Origin of the sequence: Variovorax rhizosphaerae (assembly GCF_037889975.1) — a bacterium.
GTDB classification, from domain to species: domain Bacteria; phylum Pseudomonadota; class Gammaproteobacteria; order Burkholderiales; family Burkholderiaceae_C; genus Variovorax; species Variovorax rhizosphaerae.
This window is the reverse complement of record NZ_JBBKZT010000002.1, coordinates 375,034-395,840: the sequence shown is the minus strand read 5'-3', so window position 1 is coordinate 395,840 and position 20,807 is coordinate 375,034. Positions and strand designations below refer to the sequence as shown.

Genomic DNA, 20,807 nt, shown 5'->3' with positions numbered 1-20,807 from the left:
GCCTTCAATCGGCCTTGATGCCGGCCTGCTTGATCACGGCGCTCCAGCGCTGGATCTCGCTGTTGACCAACTGCGTCGCCTGCGCCGGCGTATTGGCCACCACGGTCAGGCCCATCTCCGCGATCTTCTTCTTCGCGTCCGGCTGCGCGAGCGCGGCGCTGAACTCCTTGTTGAGCTTGTCGATGACTGGCTGCGGCGTGCCTGCCGGTGCACCGATGCCGATCCAGTAGTCGATGTCCATCTTGGGGATGCCGGCCTCCTTCGCACTCGGCACATCCGGCAGCATCGCGTTGCGCTCTGCGCCCGTCACCATCAAGGCCTTCAGCTTGCCGCTCTTGATGTGCGGCAATGCGGTCGGCACCGAGGTGATCAGCGCCTGCACCTGGTTGCCCATGAGGTCGGTGAGCACCGCACCCGCGCCCTTGTAGGCGACGTGAACGATGTCGGTGCCCGTCGTGCTCTTGAAGAGTTCGCCGGCCAGGTGGGTGTTGGTGCCGTTGCCGCCCGAGCCGTAGTTGAGCTTGCCGGGTTGTGCCTTGGCCAGCGCGATGAATTCCTGCACGGTCTTCGCGGGCACCGCGGGGTTGACGACCAGCACGTGGGGCACCTTGACCGCCGTGGTGATCTGCGTGAAGGCCTTCTTCGGGTCGAAGGGCAAGGTCGGGATCAGGCCGGCGGCAATCGCGTAGGACAACTCGACCGTCAGCAGCGTGTTGCCGTCGGGCGCGGCGCGCGCCGCGGCGCTCCATCCGACCACGCCACCGCCGCCGGTCTTGTTGTCGACGATGACGGCGGAGCCGATGCCGGGTGCGGCGAACTGGGCGACGACGCGCGTGACCAGGTCGGCGCTGCCACCGGGCGCATACGGGACGACGATGGTGATGGGCTTGTTCTGCGCGAACGCGGAAGTGCCGAGCAGGCAGGCGGCGCCGACCAGGGCCAGCGTTGCGCGGCGAGCTTGAATGAGCTGCATGGTGTCTCCTTCTTGGATCGATGGATGGATGTCAGTCGAGCTTGGCGCCCGATTCGCGGACGGCGGTACCCCAGCGGGTGTGCTCGCTCTTCATGAATGCGCCGAGATCGGAAGCCGAACCGCCTCGGGCCACGCTGCCTTCTTCCTTGAGACGCGCAATGACCTCGGGGCGTGCGAGGGCGGCGTTCATGGCCTTGTTGACCTTGTCGATGGCTTCGGGCGGCGTGCCGGTGGGGGCGACCACGGCCTTCCAGTCCTCGGCCACGAAGCCTGGGTAGCCGGACTCGGCGACCGTCGGCGTATCGGCCAGGACGTCGATGCGCTTGGGTGATGTGACCGCCAGTGCCCGCAGCTTCCCGCCCTTGATCATCGAGATGACGCTGGGTGGTGTCGCAAAGAAGATGTCGGTCTGGCCGCCGAGCAAGTCGGTGATGGCAGGGCCGGCGCCCTTGTACGGCACGTGCATGAGCTTGATGCCAGCGCGCCTGGCAAACATCTCGCCGCCGACGTGACCCACGGTGCCGGTGCCGGCGGATGCCATGGTCAACGGCCTGGCTTGCGCCTGGGCCTTGAGATCCGCCAGGGTCTTGATGGGCGAATCTGCCTTGACCACGAGCACCAGGGGTTGCGACGCGAGCAGCACGACCGGCGCGAAATCCTTAAGCGAATCGAACGGGACTTTCGAGTAGAGCGCCGGGTTGATCGCGAGGTTGGCGGTCTGGCCCGTTCCGAGGGTGTAGCCATCCTTCTTGGCCTTGGCAACGGCATCGAGGCCGATGTTGCCGCCGGCGCCCGGCTTGTTGTCGACGATGAAGGTCCACTTGTCCTTCTGGGTCACTTCGTTCGCCACCACGCGGCTCAGCACATCGGTGCCGCCGGCGGGAGGGAAGGGGACGACCAGCTTGATGGGCTGGGATGGGTAGGCGGGCTGTGCCCAGCCGGCTGCGGCTGAGAGGGTGATGCCGAGGATGGCGACGGTGCGGCAGAGCTTGCGTTGGAATTTCATGGGGTGTCCTGGTGAATCTGAAGGGGGATGAGAGAGGGATCAGCTGAGGCGGTAGATGCGAGTGGCGGTGCCTTCGAAGAGCGCCTGTCGCTCTGCGGCGCTGGCATCCGTCGTCAGGCGCTTGAAAGCGTTCCAGCAGGCGGCATAGCTGTAGGAACCCTTGTCGACGGGGAAATTGCTTTCGAACATGCAGCGGTCTGCGCCGAATGCTTCGATACAGGTTTCGATCCAGGGCCTCCATGTGTCCGCCAGGTGCCGTGAACTCGGCGGCGTCTCGCCCTTCTCGAAGTCGAAGCCGTTGATGCGCATGCCCAGGCCGCCGAGCTTGACGTGCACGTTGGGCAGGCGGGCGATCTCGCGCATGGATGAGGACCAGCGCTCGAACAACTCGGGATGCCGGTCCGCATAGGCGCCGATCCGCACGATGCCGCCGCAGTGATTGACGATCACCGTCGTCTCGGGAAATGCCTTGGCAAGGTCGAGCAGTTCCGGCAGTTGCGGGAAGAACAGCCAAGCGTCGTACGACAGCCCGAGCGGGGCAAGCTGTGCCACGCCCTGGCGGTAGACACGGTCCAGCAGCAAGCCGCGCGGCGCGGCCGTCAGCGGGTTGACCAGGGAAGGGTGAGCGTCCCACGTCGTCAGGTGGCGGACGCCGCGAAACCGGCCCTTTCCGGCATGCAGCTGGGCGTCCAGCACCTCGCGCACCGATGCGCCGAGCCGCAGGTTGGCATAGCCGACGATGCCCTGGGCAACTTGCGGAAGTTCGCTCCCGATGGCATCGGTCGCGGCGACGACGTAGTCGGTCTCACCGACCGGCTTCAGTGCCTCCGGGCCATCGGCGCGATAGCGGGTCAGCGCCTGCATGTAGACCGACGCCCGGACGTTGTGTCCCGAGCACGCATCGGCCATGTAGTCGTCGGCCAGGTAGCTCCATCCCGGGCGGTCGTAGAAGTGGTGGTGGGCGTCGACGATGGGCAGCCCGGGCTCCAGGACTTCTTCCTCGTGGAGCGCGAGCCAGTCGTCCCTGACGGGCAGGTAGTTGCCGGCGTTCATCGCACGACCTTCAGCGCAGCGGTGATCGAGCGAATGCAATACAGGGAAGGGCACTGCTCGCCGGGAAGTCGTGTGCTTGGGTGCATGTGGGTGTCTCCGATTGCCAAGGCATCAACCTTTGCCAAGTTCTATAAGATAGAACAACGATTCGTCAGATAGAACTATAGGAGCGAAAAAGGAATCGGCGCACCGGGTAAACCCGCGCATCGCCCGAGGAGATGGACGAGCCCAACGAACTCGCGACATGCCGTCGCAGCCGTATCCAGCGGCGTCGCCGTTCTCGACAGGGCATTTGCATTGCTTGCGGCGTTCGGCCCACGGCGTGAAGCGATCAACCCGGATCGCGATGACGACTGCCAGAGGGTCAGCTGTGGCAGCATGCGGCTCACGCTTCTTCCTGGAGTTGCCATGAAACGGATTCAGTCAAAGTCCGCACGTGTCGCCTTGCCGGCGGCGGCAACCGGTGCGCTCGCCGTTGGCACGGCCGCGCTGGGCTCCGTCGTGATTGGCGCCGCGGCCCTCGGCGCCTTGGCCGTGGGTGCCTTGGCTATCGGTCGGCTCTCTGTGGGCCGCGCTCGAATCCGGCGGCTGGAGATCGACGAGCTTGTTGTTCGCCGTGTTCGAGTCGTTGAACAGCTGGCGCCGCCTGCAACGTTGAAGCTTGATGGCGTCATCGATGATTCCAAACCTGTTGTCGAGTCCGTGGGCGCACGCGCCGAGAGGTCTGGATAGCCGCAAGGTGGCATGCGTCCAAGAGCCGCCGCTGGCGACGGGCAGCAGACCGTCTGAAAGCTCCACAATTTGTGGCATCGCATTTCGCAGGCGACCGGCGTAGCCTTGCCGAATGCCCAACGCTAACTACCCTGCCCGTGTCGGAGGCTGACCGACTCGCCGACAGCGACACCGGCAATGCCCGGGCCCGCCCGCGGGTGTTCATCTCCTATTCGCGCAAGGACACCCCCTTTGCGCGCGGTCTGTTTGATTCGCTTGGCGAGCAGGGCGTGGACGCGTGGGTGGACTGGGAGGGAATTCCGCCGTCCGCCGAGTGGTGGCGCGAGGTGCAGGCGGCCATCGACGCCGCGGAGGCCTTCGTTTTCGTCATGAGCCCCGACTCGCTTGGCTCTGCCGTCTGCCGCGACGAGGTCGCTCACGCTGTCCAGAACAACAAGCGGTTGATCCCGCTCGTCGCCCGCCAGCCGGACGAGAACGTGTTGGCGGGGATGGCGGGCGACCCGGTCTGGGCCGCCGTTGGCCGCATCAACTGGATCTACTTTCGCGACAGCGATGACGTCGCTGCAGCCCTCGCCAAGCTCGTCGAGGCGATCCGCACCGATCTCGACTGGGTGCGCAGCCACAGTCGCCTGCTGCTACGTGCGATCGAGTGGGACACCGGCAAGCGCGATGCGAGCTTCCTGCTCCAGGACAACGACCTGAACGCCGCGCAGGCATGGCTGGAGAAGGGACCGGAACGCGATCCCAAGCCCACCAGCTTGCAGACCGAGTACATCCTCACCAGCCGGACCACCGAAGTCCAGCGCCGTCGGCGATTGCGCACAGGCATCGGCATCGCCGCACTGCTGATCGTCATCGCGGGTCTGGTCGCCATCTGGCAGACGGCGACCTCCTCGCTTCGTGAGGCCGAGGGCTCGTCGCGGCGCCTGGCCGCGCAGGTGCCGGCCGCATTCGACAACGACGCCTGGGACCTCGGCCTTCTGCTGGGGACGCTGGCCGTGGACACCGGCCCCACGGTCGAGGCGGTGCATGCCCTGTTGGGCGGGCTCGACAGGATGCGCGGCGTGCGTTCGATCCTGCCGGGTCGCTTTGCGGTCGATGGGCCGTTCAGGTTGTCGGCCGACGGCCGCTTGCTGGCCGTCACGGCTTGTGATCCCGCCGACACCGCCGAATGCAGCGGGGTCAGGCTCGCGATCATCGACACGGCGCGATCGGTTGAAATCGCCTCTTACGCCGGCCCACTCGAAGCCATCGATGCGGCCTTTGACGATGCGGGCAAACGCCTGGCGGTTTCAAGCTGCTGCGCCGCTGCCGGCGCTTTCGAACAATCCATCGGCCGGCCGGAAGAGGCGGACCGCGCCGAGGACCATTGGTCGCGCATCCAGGTCCTGGACCTTCCGCCAGCGTCCGTCGGCCTCAACCAGCCGCTCCTCCTGCAGAGAGCGACGCGCCAGATCGATGCGCCAGGGGGCGAGATCAGGGATCTCGCGTTCATCGGCGGCAACCGCCTCGCCGGCCGCAATCGCGCCATCTTGGATTGGCGACTCGAGGACGGCTCCGTCGCGAAGACAGTTGCTCTCCGCGCTGACGCCGTCGATCACCGGTTCTCCAAGGCGTTGGCGGTCAAGATCGGAATATCCGATGGCACCGGTGTGGCAGCGCTGTGGCAACTCACGGACCGCGCCCGCCCGCTCCGGTCGATTCCGTATGGCAACGGCACACTCCAGCAGGTTGCATTCAGTCCTGACGGACGCATGGGGGCGCTCCTGACTTGCGCCATCGGGGCCTCGGGACGCCACTGCGATGGCGAACTGCGCTTGCTCGACCTGGACGCAGGCCGAGTGCGCGGCGCAGTCGTCACCGACACCAAGGTGCTCGATCCCATGCTGTCGGTGGCCTTCACGCAAGACAGCCAATGGCTCGTGACAGGCGGCTGTGCCCAGAACACCGCGACGGAAGCGTGCCTGCACGGTCGGCTTAGCTTCTGGTCACTTCATGAGGAAGACATGGAGGCCACAGTCGCACCGGTGCGCGCCTTTGGAGGCACCGTGGAACGCGTCACGACATCCCGCACCGACCACACGCTCGCCTCGATCAGTTCGCGCGGAAAGGTCACCGTCTGGAACGTGGACAGCGAGACGTTGACGAGCACCAATGCCCTGGCCTCGCCGCTGCAGATACGCCGCACGGCCGTGCCGCATGCGCCGCTGGTCTGCGGCCAGACGGAGTGGACAGATGCCGTCCTGCGCGACGCCGCGGTCGGCCTCAAGCAGCCAGGCGAGTTGTGCCCTGCCATGCAGGGCTTCGCGGGCGGTTGGCCATTGGCATTCGACTGGGACGCCCACGATCGAAGGCTTGCCGTGGGAGGCTGCGTGCGAGCGGACAAGGAGGTGTGCGAGCGCGGCATGGTGCGTGTCTGGGCTGCAAGCGATGGCAAGCTGAAGCAGCAAAGTGAGCACCCGGTCGCGGGGGTCGTGACCGGGATCGCGCTCGGCCGCAGCCAAGCCGCGCAGGACAAGGGTCCCCCCGGCAACATGATGGCGATCGCGCGCTGCAACCGCAACGGGTTCGCTGCGTGCCTGGATGCGGCTGCGGTGGAGATCGTGGACTTGGGCGGATCATCGTCGGTCCGCGAGGTTGCGACGGGACTCAGCCGGGTCACCGCGTTGGCGCTCGATCCGCGCGCGCAGGTTCTTGCCTATGCGACCTGCATCGAGTTCCCCGATGCCGGTCCGCCGACGGATCAATGCGCCGCTGGTGCCACCCGGCTCGTGGCCTTGTCCACCGGCGAGATGCTGGACGGTGAATTGACGGGGCATCGCGGCGCAGTCACCGCGCTGGCGTTCAATCCTGATGCCACGCTGCTGGCGTCGGGCGACATGGAGGGCAACATCGCGTTCTGGGACGTGGCGTCACGCCAGCCGATGGGGCCCCTGGTGCCGACGCACTATGAACCCGTGGAGAGCTTGCGATTTACCTCTGACACCGTTCTCTCGTCGCAGACTGCCAGCGCCGCATTCGAGTGGCGCGCGGCGCCGCAAGCCTGGAAGGAGGCCGCCTGTGGACTCGCCCGGCGCCCATTGACCGACAGTGAACGCCAGCGCTGGGCTGCAGGCAAGGATTCCACCGGTGATCCATGCGCGGAAGCGGCCGGTTCTCGTCGCAGCGGTTGGTCGCGTTGGATGCGCGCGCTGGTGTTGCGCTATGAAGGTCGCGGATAGTGGCGCTATTTCCGGGTACGTGCCTCGCATCTTGACCGAGACCCTGCACAACGTGGCCATCCGATTCGCCCCCGCTGTCGCCCAGACGCCGCTTGGCCCGATCGAGTACGCCGTCGTCGGCGAGGGCATTCCGGTGCTCGTCATCCATGGCAGTCCGGGCGGCGTCGACGCGGCCGAATTGATGGCCCGCTTCCTGCCAAAGGACCAGTTCAAGGTCATCCTGGTCTCACGGCCCGGCTACCTCGGCACCGCGCTGGGCGACCGGCGCACCATCGACCAGCAGGCCGACCTGCTCGCCGCGCTGCTGGACGAACTTGGCATCCCGAGGACCGCGGTCTACACGTGGTCCGGCGGCGGTCCGGCCGGCTACCGGCTGGCCGTCAGGCATCCCGGCAAGGTCATGTCGCTGGTCGCCTTCGCCGCGGTCAGCCAGGCATATCGCGACACGCACCTGACCGGCGTCACCCGGTTGATGTTCACGACATCGGCCGGACGCTGGCTCATGCGGGTGCTCGCGGCACACCAGCCCAAACAGTACATCGCTGGCGCGCTCAGCAGCGAAGGGAACCTGACCAAGGAACAATTGGCACAGCAGGTCGCCGAGGTCTTCGCCGATGACACCAAGCGCCAGTTCGTCCTCGACCTCGGCCCGACCGCCGAGCAGGGCAAGGACCGCCGGGGTGGCTACGACAACGATCTCGAGCAGTTCGGTCGGATCGAGTCACTGGAGCTTGAACGGATCACGGCACCCACGCTGGTCGTCCAGGGCACCGTCGACTCGGACCTTCCGGCCGAGCAGAGCGACTACGCGGCCAAGGCAATCCCGGGCGCCGAATTGCTCAAGCTCGAACAAGGCACCCACCTCGCGCTGTACACGAACATCGACGCCGAGGCGGCCCAGCAACGCGTCATGGCGTTCTTGCGCATGCACGCGTCCTGACCGATCCGCTGTTGGCGCCGTATCGCAACGACCGGACCGCGCGCTGGCGCCGGGCCCTGCCGTGCCTGTGCGCATCCCGATCGAGCGCACGACCGGGGAGGCGCAGGCCGACGATGAGGCAAGATCGCCGCCATGAATCGAAGGGTCAAAAATGTCCGAGATGCGACCGATCGACATGCAAGCGCTGAGGATCTTCCTGGCCACTGCGCGAGACTGCAACATGTCCAAGGCGGCCGAGCGCCTTGGAATCACACAGTCAGCCGTTTCCCAGTCGGTGCGCTTGCTCGAAGACAACTTCGGCACGCCGCTCCTGAATCGCTCGGCCCGGCCATTGACGCTCACGGCGGCCGGTGTTGCGTTGGTCAACCGTGGCGCAACCTTGCTCGACCAGGCCATGAACCTGCGGGGAGCGGTGATCGAAGCCAGCAAAGGGATCAAGCCCAGTCTTCGCGTTGGCCTCGTCGACTCGTTCGCTGCCACCTGTGGGACTCAACTGGTGCAGCAGTTGATTCGCGGGACCGCTCAGCTTTCCGTGCGCTCGGGCCTGACGCCCAACCTGGCAGAAGCGCTCGCCAGACGTGAACTTGACCTCGTGATTTCGACGCGCAGCGTTGACCTCGATGGCATGGCGAATCACCTTCTCTTGTCAGAACGCTTCTTCGTCATTGCGCCCAAGGGATACGGGCCGGCCTGCCGCAGCGTGCCCGACCTCGTCGAACTGGCGAAGCAACTCCCCATCGTTCGATTCAACGTTCAGTCGCACCTTGGCGAGCAGGTCGAGCGTGCGCTCAGACGGGTCGGGATCAACCCGGCCCGCCGCCTGGAGGTTGAGACCGCCGATACGCTGACGGCCATGGTGGCGGGCGGGATCGGTTGGGCCATCACCACCCCTTTGTGTTTTCTGCAGGGGGCTCGCTCAGCGGCAGCAGTGCGTCAGCACTTCGTGCCCGAACTCCATGCCGAACGGAGCATATTTCTCCATGTCCGCCAGGGGGAGTACGGCGAACTGGGTAGAGAAACCTTTGACCTCGCAAGCAGCATCCTGGATGGGCCCATCCGAAAAGAATTGAAGGCCCTCCATCCTTCGCTGCCTGGTTTGATGCAGCTGCACGCGTGGACCGAGTCTGCTGAAAAGGTCTGAGGCAAGCTGCGGCCGCCGCCCTCTCAAGTCGATGTGGCTTTGCCATCTCGACTTGATCTTCCGCGGGGGGGGCGGGCTCGCCCCGGCCCTGGGGGCGCCCCTTCAGAATGCAGGAACAGAGGCTTCTTGAATCGCTGCCAGGGTGTCGTCCTCGGACAGGATCCCGGACGCGTCCAGGATTGCGACGAGCGAGCGCTGCTCGGCCACGGACTGACGAGCAAGTTTGCTCACCTTTGCGTAGCCGAGGCGCGGCACCAAGGCCGTCGCGACCGCCATCGATTCCAGCAAGTGCTTCTCGTTGCGAGCGCGATCCGCAGTGATGCCGGCAACGCATTTCGCGTTGAAGCGCTGGATGCCATGGGTCAGCAAGTGGATGCTGTCGAAGACCCGTGACGCCACCACCGGTTCAAAGTGGTTGATCTCCAGCTCGCCGTACTGGACAGCCTGGGCCACTGCAACGTCGTTGCCGACGATCGCAAAGCTCAGCTGGATCATTGCCATCGGCAAGACCGGATTGACCTTGCCCGGCATGATGGACGAGCCGGCCTGCGCTTCCGGGAGCCGCAGCTCTCCGAGCCCGCCCACGGGCCCGGAAGAAAGCACCGTCAGGTCAGCCGCAACCTTGGCCAGGGCGGTCGCGCAGGTACGCAGTTCCGCCGACACCCTCGAGAAGGTATCCATGTTCTGCATCGCGTCGAACGAGTTGTCCGGGGCCACGTAGTTGGCGCCGGTCAGCTCGGCCAGGTGCGCGTACACCGCCGCCCGGTAGCCTTCGGGCGCGCCGAAGCCTGTGCCGATCGCGGTGCCGCCCAGCGGCAGGGTCAACAGCTTGTCTCGCACGGCCACGAGCTCTTTCTTCAGTCGATGGGTCAGGGCGGCATAGCCCCCGAAAAGGTGGCCCAGTCGCATCGGTTGTGCGTCCTGCAGGCAGGTGCGCCCGAGATGGAGGATGTCGGCGAATTCCTGGGCCTTGCGGTCGAATGTGGCCGCCAACCCGGCCAGGGCGTCGACCAGGGGCGCGAGCATTTCATAGGTCGCGATCTTCTGCGCCGAGGGATACGCATCATTGGTCGACTGCGATCGGTTGACATGGTCGTTGGGATGCACCACGTCGTAGGAACCGGCAGTGCTGCCAAGAATCTCCTGCGCCCGGTTGGCGATCACCTCGTTGAAGTTCATGTTGGTGGAAGTGCCGCCGGAGCCTTCCATCAAGTCGACGATCAGGGAGTCCTTGAACTGTCCGTCGATGAGGTCCCGGCATGCCTGCGCAATGGCGTCGCAGACCTTGGCTTCGATCACACCGCGATCACGGTTCGCAAGCGCCGCGGCCCATTTGACTTGGGCGAAGGCCTTGACGAACTCGGGATAGTGGCCCACGGTTTGGGTCGAGACGGTCAGGTTGTCCAGCCCTCTCACACTGTTCACGCCGTAGAGCTTGTCGCGGGGGATGCTCACCTCGCCAACGTAGTCCTTTTCGGTCCGTGAAGATTCAACGCCAGAAGACTTGTTCATGGCCGCTCCTAGATTTGGTTGCTGATGGGTTGGGTGCGCCGCAAGGCTTCACGGCGCATCGATTCATTGAACCTTGATGCCGCGGTCCTGGACGATCTTTGCGAACTTGTCGCGCTCCTTCTGCATGAAGGTTCCGACCTCGGCAGGCGATTTGGAAGCATCCGCCTCGATCCCGAGGTTGGCCAACTTCTCGCGGACCTCCGGCGAGGAAACCACGTCCCGGAACGCCTTGTTCAGGGTCTCGACCACGTCCTTGGGCGTGCCAGCGGGCGCCTGTATGGCTTCCCACTCCACCAGCTCGTAGTTCGGCAGGCCCGATTCAGCGAGCGTCGGCACAGCGGGCAATGCCGCCACCCGCTTTGCGCTGGTCACCGCGATCGCTCGCACCTTGCCCTCCTTGGCGACGCCCATCGAGGCCGTCACCGTGGCCAGCATCATGGCTACCTGGTTGCCCATCACGTCCACGATGGCGGGACCAGATCCCTTGTACGGCACATGAACCATGTCGATGCCGGCTCGCGCCAGGATCTGTTCGGATGCGATATGGCCTGCGCTGCCTGCGCCGTAGCTTGCGTAGGAAAGCTTGCCCGGCTGCGCCTTGGCCATGGCGACCAGTTCGGACACCGATTTCGCCGGCAGTTCATTGGGCGTCACCATGACCAGCGGAATGACGCCCAGGAGGGCGACAGAGGTGAAGTCCGTGGCGATGTTGTAGTTCAGCTTTTGCAGTGAGGGGCTGATGACGAATGAGGACTGGGCAGCGAGCAGGGTGTACCCATCGGCCGGCTGGCTCTTGACATATTGCGCGGCAATCACGGTGTTGGCCCCGGGCTTGTTTTCGACGATCACGGGTTGGCCCAGCCGGTTGCTGAGCGCTGCGCCCAGCAACCGGGCCGTGGCATCCGACGAGCCGCCGGGCGGAAAACCAACCACCAGGCGGATGGGGCGGGTCGGATAGGCCTGGCCTGCCGTCTGCGCATGGACGATCTGGCCACCGGCCAGCGCAGCCAGCGCGATGGCCGCGAGCACATGTCGACGGTACGAACGAGTGGAGTCGACGCGATTCTGGGGGTTCATGGAAATGTCTCCTTGGGTCTGGTGAAGTCAGGTCAGCACATGTCGGCTGTCAGGCACCCACAAAGTCTAGGACCGTCGGCAACTTTTATTTATGTTTGAAGACATACCATAAGACACACTAATTCTTTGATTCAGCGGCTCTTACGGCACTCACCAATGCGCCGAGACGCTGCGCAGCACGACTACCAAATTGCCCCCCGCCGTTGCGCTCATCGACCGGATACATTGACCGTGCGACTGCACCGTCCCGAGAGTGCAGGCGCAGTCATGGTGGGGCTGGCGGCAATGCCCGGTTGGCATCGCCGCCCATCTTGTGAGCCACTTCCTACGAGGCGCCTTGAGCGCGACTGACAGCGTGCCGCGGGGAGCGGATCGAGGATGCGACGTTGATCGCTTGTTTGAGGAGCTTTATCGAATGGCTTACATCGACGGGTTTGTCATCGCAGTCCCCACGGCCAACAAGGCCAAGTTCATCGAGCACGCGAACATGGGCGACGCCGTGTTCATCGAGCATGGCGCAATACGCGTTCTGGAATGCTGGGCAGAAGACGTCAAGGCCGGCAAGCAAACCGACTTCCAGCGCGCGGTCCAGGCGAAGGACGATGAGACGGTTGTCTTCTCCTGGATAGAGTGGCCGGACAAGGCGACGCGCGATGCGGCGATGGACAAGGTCATGAAGGACCCTCGCCTCGATCCCAAGAACAACCCGATGCCATTCGACGGCATGCGCATGATCTTCGGCGGGTTCACGCCGGTGGTGGACCTTGGCAAGTAGCGCTGGGCGAAGACCCCGCGACAGCAAGGAGCGAAGCAAATGGACAGCAATCCGGTCGCATGGTTCGAGATCTACGTGGCCGACCTGCCGCGCGCACGCAAGTTCTATGAATCAGTCCTCGGGGTCAAGCTCGAGAGCCTCCCGAATCCCGACACGTCGAACGACATCGAGATGTTGTCGTTTCCGATGAAGGAAGGCGGCGCAGGCGCGGCCGGCGCGCTTGCCAGGATGAAGGACGGCCCCGCAGGCGGTGGCACGAGCACGATCGTCTACTTCAGTTGTGACGACTGCGCGGTGGAGGCGAGCCGCGTCGCTGCGGCAGGCGGCGAGGTGATGAAGGAGAAGACCTCGATCGGCCCGTACGGGTTCATCGCGCTCGTCTTCGACACCGAGAAGAACGTCATCGGCTTGCACTCGCTCAAGTAGGCCGTTTCGATGACGATCGACGCACGTTGTCACTGTGGGAAGAACGTCTTCTCGATCGACGGTGATCTGCCAACCGAACTCACCCGCTGCACCTGCTCGTTTTGCGCATCACGCGGGGCGCTTCATGCCTACTTCGAGCCGAAGCAGTTCACTGTCGTGAAGAGCGACGCCGACGCGGTCTATCGTTGGAACACCAGGCAGGTCGCCCATCACTTCTGCGCCGAGTGCGGCTGCACGACCTACACCGACAGCCCCGCCTTCGAGCTCGACGGCAAATGGGATGGCAAGACGCGTCGCATCGGTGCGAACGCGCGCCTTTTCAGGGACTTCGATGCGGCGGCGGCGCCCGTCAAGGTGATCGACGGCAAGAACCTGTGGTGACCGAGTCGCGATAGAGCGGACGAGTGAACTGACCATGACCGAGATGCAGAACCTTCCCCCGGCGGCCGAACTGGCGCAAAAGGGCAGCAAGCCCTTCCCCAACGAGAGCCCGGACTACCGCAAGGCGCGTACGGCATTGCTCGCCGAGGAAATCGAGTTGCGGAGGCAGGTCCAGCGTGTCGCTGCCAGGCGGCGCGAATTACCTCCGGGCCCCGAAGCGAAGGACTATCGGTTCCTGGACGCGGACGGGAAAGACGTGGGGCTCGCCGACCTGTTCGGCCGGCACGATACGCTCTTCACCTACTTCTGGATGTACGGGCCGGAGCGCGAGCGGCCTTGCCCGATGTGTACGTCCCTGGTCGGCTCGCTCGACATTCCTGCCGTCGACATCGAGCAGCGCATCGCGATGGCGATCATCGGCCGCTCCCCGGTCGCGCGGCAGCTGGCCTTCGCGCGCGAGCGCGGCTGGAAGAACCTGAGCTTCTACCAGACCGTCGGCGACGAGTTCGTGAAGGACTACCGCGCACTCGTCGACGGCGAGGAATGGGCGGCCGTGCTCGTGTGGAAGCGGCAGGGTGACAAGGTCCGCCTGTTCTGGGCCGCAGAGGGTGGTTTCGAAACCGCCGACCCCGGCTTCGATCCGCACTTGGCGCCGGACCCGACACCACTCTGGAACATCCTCGACTGGACGCCGGGTGGACGGGGGACGAACTGGTATCCGAAGCTCGATTACTGAACGCGCCATTCAACGCCGCCACCGGCTCAGGTAACCTGTCCAGCCTCTGACAACGCTGGAGGCGATCGATGTACGTGGAACAAGGTGGCGAGGGTGCCGACCTTCTTGTGATGCTTCATGGCATGGGTGCGACCGCCGCAGTGTGGTCCCCGATGTGCGCACAGGCCAGCGAGCGCTGGCGAGGTCGCTGGCTTGCCGTGGATCTGCCGGGCCATGGCGAATCCCCACGCCAGGACTGCTACGCGATCGGGCAACACGCCGCCAGTGTCGCGCGCGCACTGGTGCCGCATGTCGAATCCGAAGGCCGGGTTGTGGTGATCGGGCACTCGCTCGGCGGCGTCATCGCGCTCGCACTCGCAACGGGCTGGTTCGGCGTGACGCCGCACCGGGCTTTTGGCGCGGGCATCAAGGTCGCTTGGAGTGACGACGAGTTGCAGCGGATGGGCACGTTGGCCCGCCAGCCGGTCAAGTCCTTCGCCACGCAGGCGGAAGCATCGGACCGCTACCTGAAGGTCTCGGGCCTGGCCGGCATTGCGTCAGCGGAGTCGCCGGTCGCCATGCGTGGCATTGCGCAGGACGCAGCAGGCTGGCGTCTCGCCATGGACCCTCGCGCCTTCGGCGTCGGCATGCCGCCGACGGCGGAACTGATGAGGCTTGCCCGATGCCCGGCGCACCTGGGCCGCGGCGCCGACGATGCGATGGTGACGCTGGAGCAGCTTCGCGCCATTGATCCGCGTGCGCAGGACCTTGGCCCGCACGGGCACAACGTGATGGTGGAGGCGCCTGCGCAGGTGTGGGACTGGATCGGATCGCAATCGGAGTGACGAATCGGTCCGCTCAATCCAGCGTGAGGCCCCCCATGTCCTTCACCACCTTGCCCCAGCGGTCCGTGTCGGTCCGCACCAGCTCTTCGAACTTCGCGCCCGAAAGGCCCGTGGCCGTGTAGCCCAGCTCGGCCATGCTGGCTTTCAGCTCGGCCGTCTGCAGCGCCTTGCTGATGGTGTCGGCCAGCTTGGCGGTGATGTCCTTCGGTGTCTTCGCGGGCACGAACACACCCAGCCAGCCGCCCATCGCCGCCAGGCTGGGCTGGCCGGCTTCGGTGAAGGTGGGCACGTTGGGCAGGGCAGGGTCACGCTTGGCGCCCGTCTGCGCCAGGGGCCGCACCTTGCCGCCCTGGATGAGACCGCGCGCCGAGCCCAGGTCCGCCACCACCGAACTGACGTTGCCGCCGATCAGGTCGGTGAGCGCCGGTGCAGCGCCCTTGAAGGGCACGTGCAGCAGGTCGATGCCCGCCGCCTTGCCGAAAGCGGTTCCGAGCAGATGGCCGGTGGTACCCGCGCCGTAGGAGCCGAAGCTGGCCGTGCCGGGCTTGGCCTTGGCCGCGGCCACGAATTCGGCCAGCGTCTTGGCCGGATTGGTGGCGCTCACCAACAGCAGCAAGGGCGTGTTGCCAGCCTGCGCCACCGGCTGCAAATCCTTGGACGGGTCGTAGGGCAGCTTCTTGTAGACATGCGGGTTGAGGTTGATCGAGGAGCCCGCGGTGAACAGCACCGTGTACCCGTCCGGCGGCGCCTTGACCACCGCGTCCAGGCCGATGATGGCGCCGGCACCCGGACGGTTGTCGACCGTGACCGCCTGGCCCAGCGCCTCGCTCATCTTCTTGCCGAGCTGGCGCGCGATGGCGTCGACGCCACCGCCCGCTGCATATGGCACGACCATGCGAATGGGCTTGTTGGGATAGCCGGCGGCGCTTTGCGCGGAGGCAGTGCCTGCAAAAGCAGCACAGGCCAGCAGCGCAGCGGCAAGGAAGGAAGGCTTGTTCATCGAATTTGTCTCCTGCAGTCGGCAGCCGTCATTGCGGCCGCGTGGGTGGTGCGGGATTGTTGAGCCACACGCAGATAACACCAAGGTCGCGTGCGGTCAGATACCGGTGGTGCGCGGCCAACATTGCGCCACCACTACGCTATCGCGTGTCCCACGACGTATGAAACCCAGGCGAGAAATGCCTGTTCGTGGGCACCCGCGGAACCGGCTTTGCCGGGCCGCTGGGTGCGCCCCCTTGAGGGGGTGCGCCGCAGGCGCTCTGGGGGTGGGTTTTCATTTCATCGCCGGAAGTCGCTCGGGCTCTTGTGCGTCCAGCGGCGGAAGGCGTGGCGGAAGTTGGCGGCATCGCTGAAGCCCAGCGTGCTGGCGATGTCGTCGACGCCCATGCGCGTGCTGCGCAGGTATTCCTTGGCCAGGTGGCAACGCACGTCGTCGAGGATCTCCTTGTACGAGGTGCCCTGCGTCGTGAGGTGGCGGCGCAGCGTGCGCGAACTCGTGTTGAGCTTGCGCGCCAGGGCTTCCATGTCGTCGAACTGGCCGGGCCGCTCCATCAGCAGGTTGTAGACGCGACGGGTCAGGCCACTGGCATTCCTGGCCTCCACCAGCATGCGCTCGCACACCTCGGCCGCCATCGCCACCGTGATGGGGTTGCGGTAGGCCGCGGGCTTGTCCAGCAGCGCGGCGGCATAACGCAGTTCGGTGTCCGGCTGGTCGAATTCGATGGGGCAGCCGAAGTACGCGCCGTACAAGTCGGCATGCGCCGGTCGCGCATAACGCGCGCGCAGCCGGCTCAGCTTGAACTCAGGACCGACCATGTCGCGCGCCAGCGTCTGGTGGATGCCGTACTGGAACTCGACGAGAAAGCGGTACAGCGCATCGTCCGACCCCAGGTCCAGCACGTCATCGAAGGTCCAGACGGCCTCCCCGTCTTCTTCGCGAAACGTCAGGCCGACCGTGGGCGTGGCCAGCCGGTGGAACTTCACCGCCATCTGCGTGACTTCGCGCAGGGTCTGGCAGCACAGCAGCGCGTAGCCGTACATGCCGTAGCTGGACACATGCATGCGCGTGCCGGCACGAAAGGGCAGCTCCGGATCACCGGTGGCCGCCATGCCGTTGCGGCAGACCGTCGTGAACTGGCGGATGGATGTCTTCAGCACGGTGCTGCGCAGGTCGCTGGCCTGCAGGCCGGTGCGTTCCAGCGACCGCGCAGGTTCGACGCCAGCCTCGGCCAGCGTGTCGACCAGGGTCGCGATCTTGTAGGGAAGGTAGACGCGCTCGTCGGCCAGCGGCAGTTGCGCCATGGAGCGGGTGGAGGGGTGGGTCACCCTAGAAAAAGCAGTTGGATGCGCCCGAGTGCGCCGTGATCGGCGTGCCAGGCAAGGCGGGAGAACGCGGCGGGCTGATGCCCGCAAGGCCGAGCAACGCCGCATGGCGCGTCGAGCGCGGCGCAATCGGGTGCATAGCGCTGTCACTCCGGCGGCGAACGTGATCGAAGGCAGACGTCTCAGGTTCCATGCTGCTTTTCCAAAGGTTGAGCGCGGTCAACTGCTTTTTCTAGGGTGCTGGTCGTGTCCGGAACTCACCCCATGTTAGCCGCGGTGCACCTTTCGTCGCAAACTGTCGGCTCGCACAATGCGACGGCGCGCGCCCGCGAATCCGGCGAACAACGAGGGACATCCCAGCATGAAGATCGAGGAACTGTTCAAGCAGGTCAGCACGCCCTTGGGCGCGCCGGCCTTTCCGCGCGGGCCCTACCGCTTTCACAACCGCGAGTACCTCAACATCACCTACCGCACCGACATCGAGGCGTTGCGCAAGGTGGTGCCGGAACCCATCGAGATCGACGAACCGCTGGTGCGCTTCGAGGTCATGCGCATGCCCGACACCACGGGCCTGGGCAACTACACCGAGTGCGGCCAGGCCATCGTGGTGCGGCTGGGCGAGGAGCGTGGCGAGTACCTGCATGCGATGTACGTGGACAACCATCCGGCCATCGCCAGCGGCCGCGAGGTCAGCGCCTTCCCCAAGAAGCTGGGGGCGCCGAAGCTCTATGTCGATTCCGACACGCTGGTCGGCACGCTCGACTACGGCACCCTGCGCATCGCGGTCGCGACCATGGGCTACAAGCACCAGGCGATGCCACTGGAAGAGGCGAAGGCCGAGATCTGCGTGCCGACCTTCATGCTCAAGCTCATGCGGGGCTACGACCGACAGTTGCGCATCTGCGAACTGGTGCGCACGCAGATCCAGAACATCGAGATCAAGTTCGCCTTCCGTGGGCCGGCGCGGCTGCAATTGTTCGAGCACGTGCTCGCGCCGATGGCCGACTTTCCGGTGCGCGAGGTGGTGGCCGCGAGCCATATCCTGGCCGACCTTTCGCTCACGCCGCCGAGCGTGGTGCATGACTACCTGGCGAAGAAATCATGAGCAATCCAAAGGATCCGCAGCGCGTTCAACAAGTCGTCGTGGTGGGCGCCGGCGTCATCGGCGCCTCCTGGGTGGCGCTGTTTCTGGCGCATGGCCTGAAAGTCTGCGTGAGCGATCCACGCGACGGCGTGGATGCCGAGGTCCGCGACTACGTGGCGCGGGCCATGCCCACGCTGGCGCAGCTTGGCGCGCCACGAGCGAATGACGAGATTGGAGAGCGCCTGAGCTTCGAGTCTGACCTGGAGCGTGCCGTGGCGCAGGCCGACCTGGTGCAGGAGAACGGCCCCGAGCGGCTGGATTTCAAGCGCGAGCTCTGGCGCCGCATCGAGCAGGCGGCACCGGCCGGGGCCTTGTTCCTCTCGTCCAGTTCGGCGCTGCCGGCCACCGATCAGGCCGCCAACATGGCGACGCCCCATCGCATGCTGGTGGGCCACCCGTTCAATCCGCCGCACATCATTCCGCTCGTGGAAGTGGTGCCGGGCCAGGCCACGTCGCCCGAGTCGGTGCAGGCGGCCGTGGACTTCTACCGCGCGGTAGGCAAGGTGCCGAAGGTGCTGCGCAAGGAGATCGGTGGCTTTGTCGCCAACCGGCTGCAGTCGGCCATCTTCCGCGAGTGCGTGGCACTGGTGGCCGGCGGCGTGGTCACCATCGACGAGCTGGACGACATCGTCACGAATTCCGTGGGGCTGCGATGGGCTGCCGGTGGCCCCTTTGCATCGTTCCACCTGGGCGGCGGCGATGGCGGGTTGCGCAGCTTCGTGCAGCAGTTCGGTCCCGGCATGGAAAAGCGCTGGGCTTCGATGCAGCGCGAGGTTCGCTTCGACGAGGCCACGACGAAGTTGCTGTTCGAGCAGGTCGATGCGTCTTATGGCCAGCACACGCGGGCTGAACTTGAGGCCGTGCGCGATGCTCGCCAGATCGCGATCCTGCAGGCACTGACCGGCGTCGACCCCGGCAACAAGGACTGAGCGATGAGCGACAGCATCACGGAAGCGATTCGCCGTGCACTGGCGGCCCCTGCGGCGCATGCCGACGGCTTCGATCCGCACGCGCACCTGCGCAGCGTGCTGCAGGGCGTCGGGTTGGCGCCCGAAGACAGCGGCGGTGCCATCCAATTCATCGGACAGGATCCGATCCTCCCCAGCGTATTCCGCATCGCGTCGGCGGCAGGCATCGGCTTGGCAGCCAAGTCAGTGGCCATGGCGGCGCTGTGGCGCCATCGCGGTGGTGCGGGGCAGGACATCGCCATGGATCTGCGCCGTGCACCGCACCGCCTGTGCCCCTTCTACGACCGCAAGTGGGAACTGATCAACGGCTACCCGCCGCGCAACACGGCGGACCCGGATTCACCGTTCACGCTCAAGTTCTATCAAACCTCTGATGCCCGCTGGGTGATGCCGCTCAACCTGTACCCCCGCATCAAGTCGTCGGCACTGCGCCTGCTGGACTGCAGCGACAGCGAGGCCGCGGTGGCGCAGGCCATCCGCGGGTGGAAGGCGCGTGAACTGGAGGAGGCGTGCGCGCAAGCCGGCATCGTGATGCCGATGCTGCGTTCGGTCGAGGAGTTCATGGAAGAGCCGCATTATCTGGAGGTGCTGCGCGACCTGCCGCTGATCGAGATCGAGCGCATCGGCGACTCGGCGCCCGAGCCCTTCACGCCCGACCCGACGCAGCCGCTCGATGGCGTGCGGGCGCTGGGCCTGGCACGCGTTATCGCGGGGGCCGGCACGGGCCGTACGCTGGCGCTGCATGGCGCCGATGTGCTCAACGTGTGGCCGCCCGGTGACTTCGAGAGCGATCTGCTCTACGCCACCGCCAACGTCGGCGTGCGCTCTGCGCTGCTCGACGTGGCCGATCGCGAGAACGGCGGCTTTGCGCGCATGCAGGCCTTGCTGGCCGGCGCCGATGTGTTCTATGCCAACCGGCGCCAGGGCTATCTGGAGCGCCGGGGGCTTTCGGCGCAGCAGGCGGCGGCCGTGCGGCCCGGGATCGTCCACGCGAGCATCAGCCTGCATGGCGAAACCGGCCCCTGGGCAGACCGGCCGGGTTTCGACCAGACGGCAGGCTGCGTGACCGGCGTGATGACGCTGGAAGGCTCACCGAGCCAGCCGAAGCTGCCCCTCATCATGGTCGTCAACGACTACCTGGGCGCTTGGCTGCTGACCACGGGCATCGTGGCAGCGCTGATGCGCCGTGCGCGCGAGGGCGGCAGCTACAGGGTGCACGTGTCGCTCACGCGGCTGTCGCTGTGGCTCTACACGCTCGGCCTGTTCGACAAGGCTTATGCCCATGCCACCGCGAACAGCGCCGAAGCCCATCGCTACCTGGACCCGGAGGTGTTCCAGGCCGAAACCCCGATGGGTCTTTACCAGGGCGTGACCGACCAGGTGCGCATGTCGCTCACGCCAGGCCAGTACCGCCAGGTGCTGGTGCCGCGTGGGTCGTCACAAGCGGAGTGGCTGCCGAGGGTGTGAACTGGCGTGGGCAGACGCTACCTGCGTTGAGCCCGCAACGCACTGATCGCATCAATCTCATGCCATGCCTTCAGTACCGTCTGCTGGTAGGGGATGGCCGCCACCTGCT

At 65.8% G+C, this 20,807-nt stretch carries 19 protein-coding genes; 12 read left to right on the top strand and 7 right to left on the bottom strand.

Features of this window, described 5'->3' with window-relative positions; all coding sequences use genetic code 11:
- Positions 1 to 4: 4 nt before the first annotated feature.
- Genes WKW82_RS05710 through WKW82_RS05700 form a run of 3 tightly spaced genes read right to left on the bottom strand, consistent with a single transcriptional unit; the run spans position 5 to position 3,032 of the window.
- Positions 5 to 973, bottom strand: coding sequence for a Bug family tripartite tricarboxylate transporter substrate binding protein (locus tag WKW82_RS05710; RefSeq protein WP_340341279.1), 969 nt, complete (start codon positions 971 to 973; stop codon positions 5 to 7).
- A 31-nt stretch (positions 974 to 1,004) separates the two neighbouring features.
- The gene (locus tag WKW82_RS05705; protein WP_340341278.1) at positions 1,005 to 1,979 is read right to left on the bottom strand and encodes a Bug family tripartite tricarboxylate transporter substrate binding protein; all 975 of its coding nucleotides are present in this window, start codon (positions 1,977 to 1,979) and stop codon (positions 1,005 to 1,007) included.
- A gap of 39 nt (positions 1,980 to 2,018) precedes the next feature.
- Positions 2,019 to 3,032 (bottom strand): amidohydrolase family protein, encoded by a 1,014-nt coding sequence (locus WKW82_RS05700; protein WP_340341277.1) that lies wholly within the window; start codon positions 3,030 to 3,032, stop codon positions 2,019 to 2,021.
- A gap of 408 nt (positions 3,033 to 3,440) precedes the next feature.
- On the opposite strand from WKW82_RS05700, the gene WKW82_RS05695 reads away from it, so the two are divergent.
- The 4 genes from WKW82_RS05695 (at position 3,441) to WKW82_RS05680 (ending at position 9,066) form a co-directional block, all read left to right on the top strand.
- Positions 3,441 to 3,764 (top strand): hypothetical protein, encoded by a 324-nt coding sequence (locus tag WKW82_RS05695; RefSeq protein WP_340341276.1) that lies wholly within the window; start codon positions 3,441 to 3,443, stop codon positions 3,762 to 3,764.
- A gap of 71 nt (positions 3,765 to 3,835) precedes the next feature.
- Positions 3,836 to 6,985: a toll/interleukin-1 receptor domain-containing protein gene (locus tag WKW82_RS05690; RefSeq protein WP_340341275.1), complete on the top strand. Its 3,150-nt coding sequence runs from the start codon at positions 3,836 to 3,838 to the stop codon at positions 6,983 to 6,985.
- A 31-nt stretch (positions 6,986 to 7,016) separates the two neighbouring features.
- Positions 7,017 to 7,925, top strand: a complete 909-nt coding sequence (locus WKW82_RS05685) for an alpha/beta fold hydrolase (RefSeq protein WP_340341274.1) — start codon at positions 7,017 to 7,019, stop codon at positions 7,923 to 7,925.
- A 151-nt stretch (positions 7,926 to 8,076) separates the two neighbouring features.
- A complete protein-coding gene (locus tag WKW82_RS05680; RefSeq protein ID WP_340341273.1) occupies positions 8,077 to 9,066 on the top strand; it encodes a LysR family transcriptional regulator in 990 nt (329 codons plus the stop codon).
- Between the two features lie 102 nt (positions 9,067 to 9,168).
- Here WKW82_RS05680 and WKW82_RS05675 read toward each other — a convergent pair whose 3' ends face one another.
- Both WKW82_RS05675 and WKW82_RS05670 read right to left on the bottom strand, forming a co-directional pair.
- Positions 9,169 to 10,578 carry an aspartate ammonia-lyase gene (locus WKW82_RS05675; protein WP_340341272.1) on the bottom strand — a complete coding sequence of 470 codons (1,410 nt, stop codon included), beginning with the start codon at positions 10,576 to 10,578 and terminating at the stop codon, positions 9,169 to 9,171.
- 63 nt (positions 10,579 to 10,641) lie between these two features.
- Complete coding sequence (locus WKW82_RS05670) at positions 10,642 to 11,655, bottom strand: Bug family tripartite tricarboxylate transporter substrate binding protein (RefSeq protein WP_340341271.1); 1,014 nt, start codon at positions 11,653 to 11,655, stop codon at positions 10,642 to 10,644.
- 415 nt (positions 11,656 to 12,070) lie between these two features.
- On the opposite strand from WKW82_RS05670, the gene WKW82_RS05665 reads away from it, so the two are divergent.
- From WKW82_RS05665 to WKW82_RS05645, 5 genes are all read left to right on the top strand, one after another.
- A complete protein-coding gene (locus WKW82_RS05665) occupies positions 12,071 to 12,430 on the top strand; it encodes a DUF1428 domain-containing protein (protein WP_340341470.1) in 360 nt (119 codons plus the stop codon).
- Between the two features lie 39 nt (positions 12,431 to 12,469).
- Positions 12,470 to 12,856 (top strand): VOC family protein, encoded by a 387-nt coding sequence (locus tag WKW82_RS05660; protein WP_340341270.1) that lies wholly within the window; start codon positions 12,470 to 12,472, stop codon positions 12,854 to 12,856.
- A 9-nt stretch (positions 12,857 to 12,865) separates the two neighbouring features.
- The gene (locus WKW82_RS40850; RefSeq protein WP_479694179.1) at positions 12,866 to 13,237 is read left to right on the top strand and encodes a GFA family protein; all 372 of its coding nucleotides are present in this window, start codon (positions 12,866 to 12,868) and stop codon (positions 13,235 to 13,237) included.
- A gap of 34 nt (positions 13,238 to 13,271) precedes the next feature.
- Positions 13,272 to 13,973: a DUF899 family protein gene (locus WKW82_RS05650; RefSeq protein ID WP_340341268.1), complete on the top strand. Its 702-nt coding sequence runs from the start codon at positions 13,272 to 13,274 to the stop codon at positions 13,971 to 13,973.
- A 68-nt stretch (positions 13,974 to 14,041) separates the two neighbouring features.
- Entirely contained in the window at positions 14,042 to 14,797 is a 756-nt protein-coding gene (locus WKW82_RS05645; protein WP_340341267.1) for an alpha/beta fold hydrolase, read from the top strand.
- 13 nt (positions 14,798 to 14,810) lie between these two features.
- On the opposite strand, the gene WKW82_RS05640 is transcribed toward WKW82_RS05645, so the two are convergent.
- Both WKW82_RS05640 and WKW82_RS05635 read right to left on the bottom strand, forming a co-directional pair.
- Positions 14,811 to 15,797 (bottom strand): Bug family tripartite tricarboxylate transporter substrate binding protein, encoded by a 987-nt coding sequence (locus WKW82_RS05640; protein ID WP_340341266.1) that lies wholly within the window; start codon positions 15,795 to 15,797, stop codon positions 14,811 to 14,813.
- A gap of 278 nt (positions 15,798 to 16,075) precedes the next feature.
- Complete coding sequence (locus WKW82_RS05635) at positions 16,076 to 17,122, bottom strand: AraC family transcriptional regulator (protein ID WP_340341265.1); 1,047 nt, start codon at positions 17,120 to 17,122, stop codon at positions 16,076 to 16,078.
- Positions 17,123 to 17,480: 358 nt separating this feature from the next.
- On the opposite strand from WKW82_RS05635, the gene WKW82_RS05630 reads away from it, so the two are divergent.
- Genes WKW82_RS05630 through WKW82_RS05620 form a run of 3 tightly spaced genes read left to right on the top strand, consistent with a single transcriptional unit; the run spans position 17,481 to position 20,698 of the window.
- Positions 17,481 to 18,224 (top strand): acetoacetate decarboxylase, encoded by a 744-nt coding sequence (locus WKW82_RS05630; RefSeq protein ID WP_340341264.1) that lies wholly within the window; start codon positions 17,481 to 17,483, stop codon positions 18,222 to 18,224.
- Complete coding sequence (locus tag WKW82_RS05625; RefSeq protein WP_340341263.1) at positions 18,221 to 19,192, top strand: 3-hydroxyacyl-CoA dehydrogenase NAD-binding domain-containing protein; 972 nt, start codon at positions 18,221 to 18,223, stop codon at positions 19,190 to 19,192. The genes WKW82_RS05630 and WKW82_RS05625 overlap by 4 nt, the downstream gene beginning before the upstream one ends.
- 3 nt (positions 19,193 to 19,195) lie before the next feature.
- Positions 19,196 to 20,698 carry a CoA transferase gene (locus WKW82_RS05620; RefSeq protein WP_340341262.1) on the top strand — a complete coding sequence of 501 codons (1,503 nt, stop codon included), beginning with the start codon at positions 19,196 to 19,198 and terminating at the stop codon, positions 20,696 to 20,698.
- Positions 20,699 to 20,807: the final 109 nt, after the last annotated feature.

Bases quoted from the DNA above. Each gene is read 5' to 3' on its own strand.
- WKW82_RS05710 (WP_340341279.1), bottom strand. From the start codon at position 973: ATGCAGCTCATTCAAGCTCGCCGCGCAACGCTGGCCCTGGTCGGCGCC.
- WKW82_RS05705 (WP_340341278.1), bottom strand. From the start codon at position 1,979: ATGAAATTCCAACGCAAGCTCTGCCGCACCGTCGCCATCCTCGGCATC.
- WKW82_RS05700 (WP_340341277.1), bottom strand. From the start codon at position 3,032: ATGAACGCCGGCAACTACCTGCCCGTCAGGGACGACTGGCTCGCGCTC.
- WKW82_RS05695 (WP_340341276.1), top strand. From the start codon at position 3,441: ATGAAACGGATTCAGTCAAAGTCCGCACGTGTCGCCTTGCCGGCGGCG.
- WKW82_RS05680 (WP_340341273.1), top strand. From the start codon at position 8,077: ATGTCCGAGATGCGACCGATCGACATGCAAGCGCTGAGGATCTTCCTG.
- WKW82_RS05675 (WP_340341272.1), bottom strand. From the start codon at position 10,578: ATGAACAAGTCTTCTGGCGTTGAATCTTCACGGACCGAAAAGGACTAC.
- WKW82_RS05670 (WP_340341271.1), bottom strand. From the start codon at position 11,655: ATGAACCCCCAGAATCGCGTCGACTCCACTCGTTCGTACCGTCGACAT.
- WKW82_RS05665 (WP_340341470.1), top strand. From the start codon at position 12,071: ATGGCTTACATCGACGGGTTTGTCATCGCAGTCCCCACGGCCAACAAG.
- WKW82_RS05660 (WP_340341270.1), top strand. From the start codon at position 12,470: ATGGACAGCAATCCGGTCGCATGGTTCGAGATCTACGTGGCCGACCTG.
- WKW82_RS40850 (WP_479694179.1), top strand. From the start codon at position 12,866: ATGACGATCGACGCACGTTGTCACTGTGGGAAGAACGTCTTCTCGATC.
- WKW82_RS05650 (WP_340341268.1), top strand. From the start codon at position 13,272: ATGACCGAGATGCAGAACCTTCCCCCGGCGGCCGAACTGGCGCAAAAG.
- WKW82_RS05645 (WP_340341267.1), top strand. From the start codon at position 14,042: ATGTACGTGGAACAAGGTGGCGAGGGTGCCGACCTTCTTGTGATGCTT.
- WKW82_RS05640 (WP_340341266.1), bottom strand. From the start codon at position 15,797: ATGAACAAGCCTTCCTTCCTTGCCGCTGCGCTGCTGGCCTGTGCTGCT.
- WKW82_RS05630 (WP_340341264.1), top strand. From the start codon at position 17,481: ATGAAGATCGAGGAACTGTTCAAGCAGGTCAGCACGCCCTTGGGCGCG.
- WKW82_RS05625 (WP_340341263.1), top strand. From the start codon at position 18,221: ATGAGCAATCCAAAGGATCCGCAGCGCGTTCAACAAGTCGTCGTGGTG.
- WKW82_RS05620 (WP_340341262.1), top strand. From the start codon at position 19,196: ATGAGCGACAGCATCACGGAAGCGATTCGCCGTGCACTGGCGGCCCCT.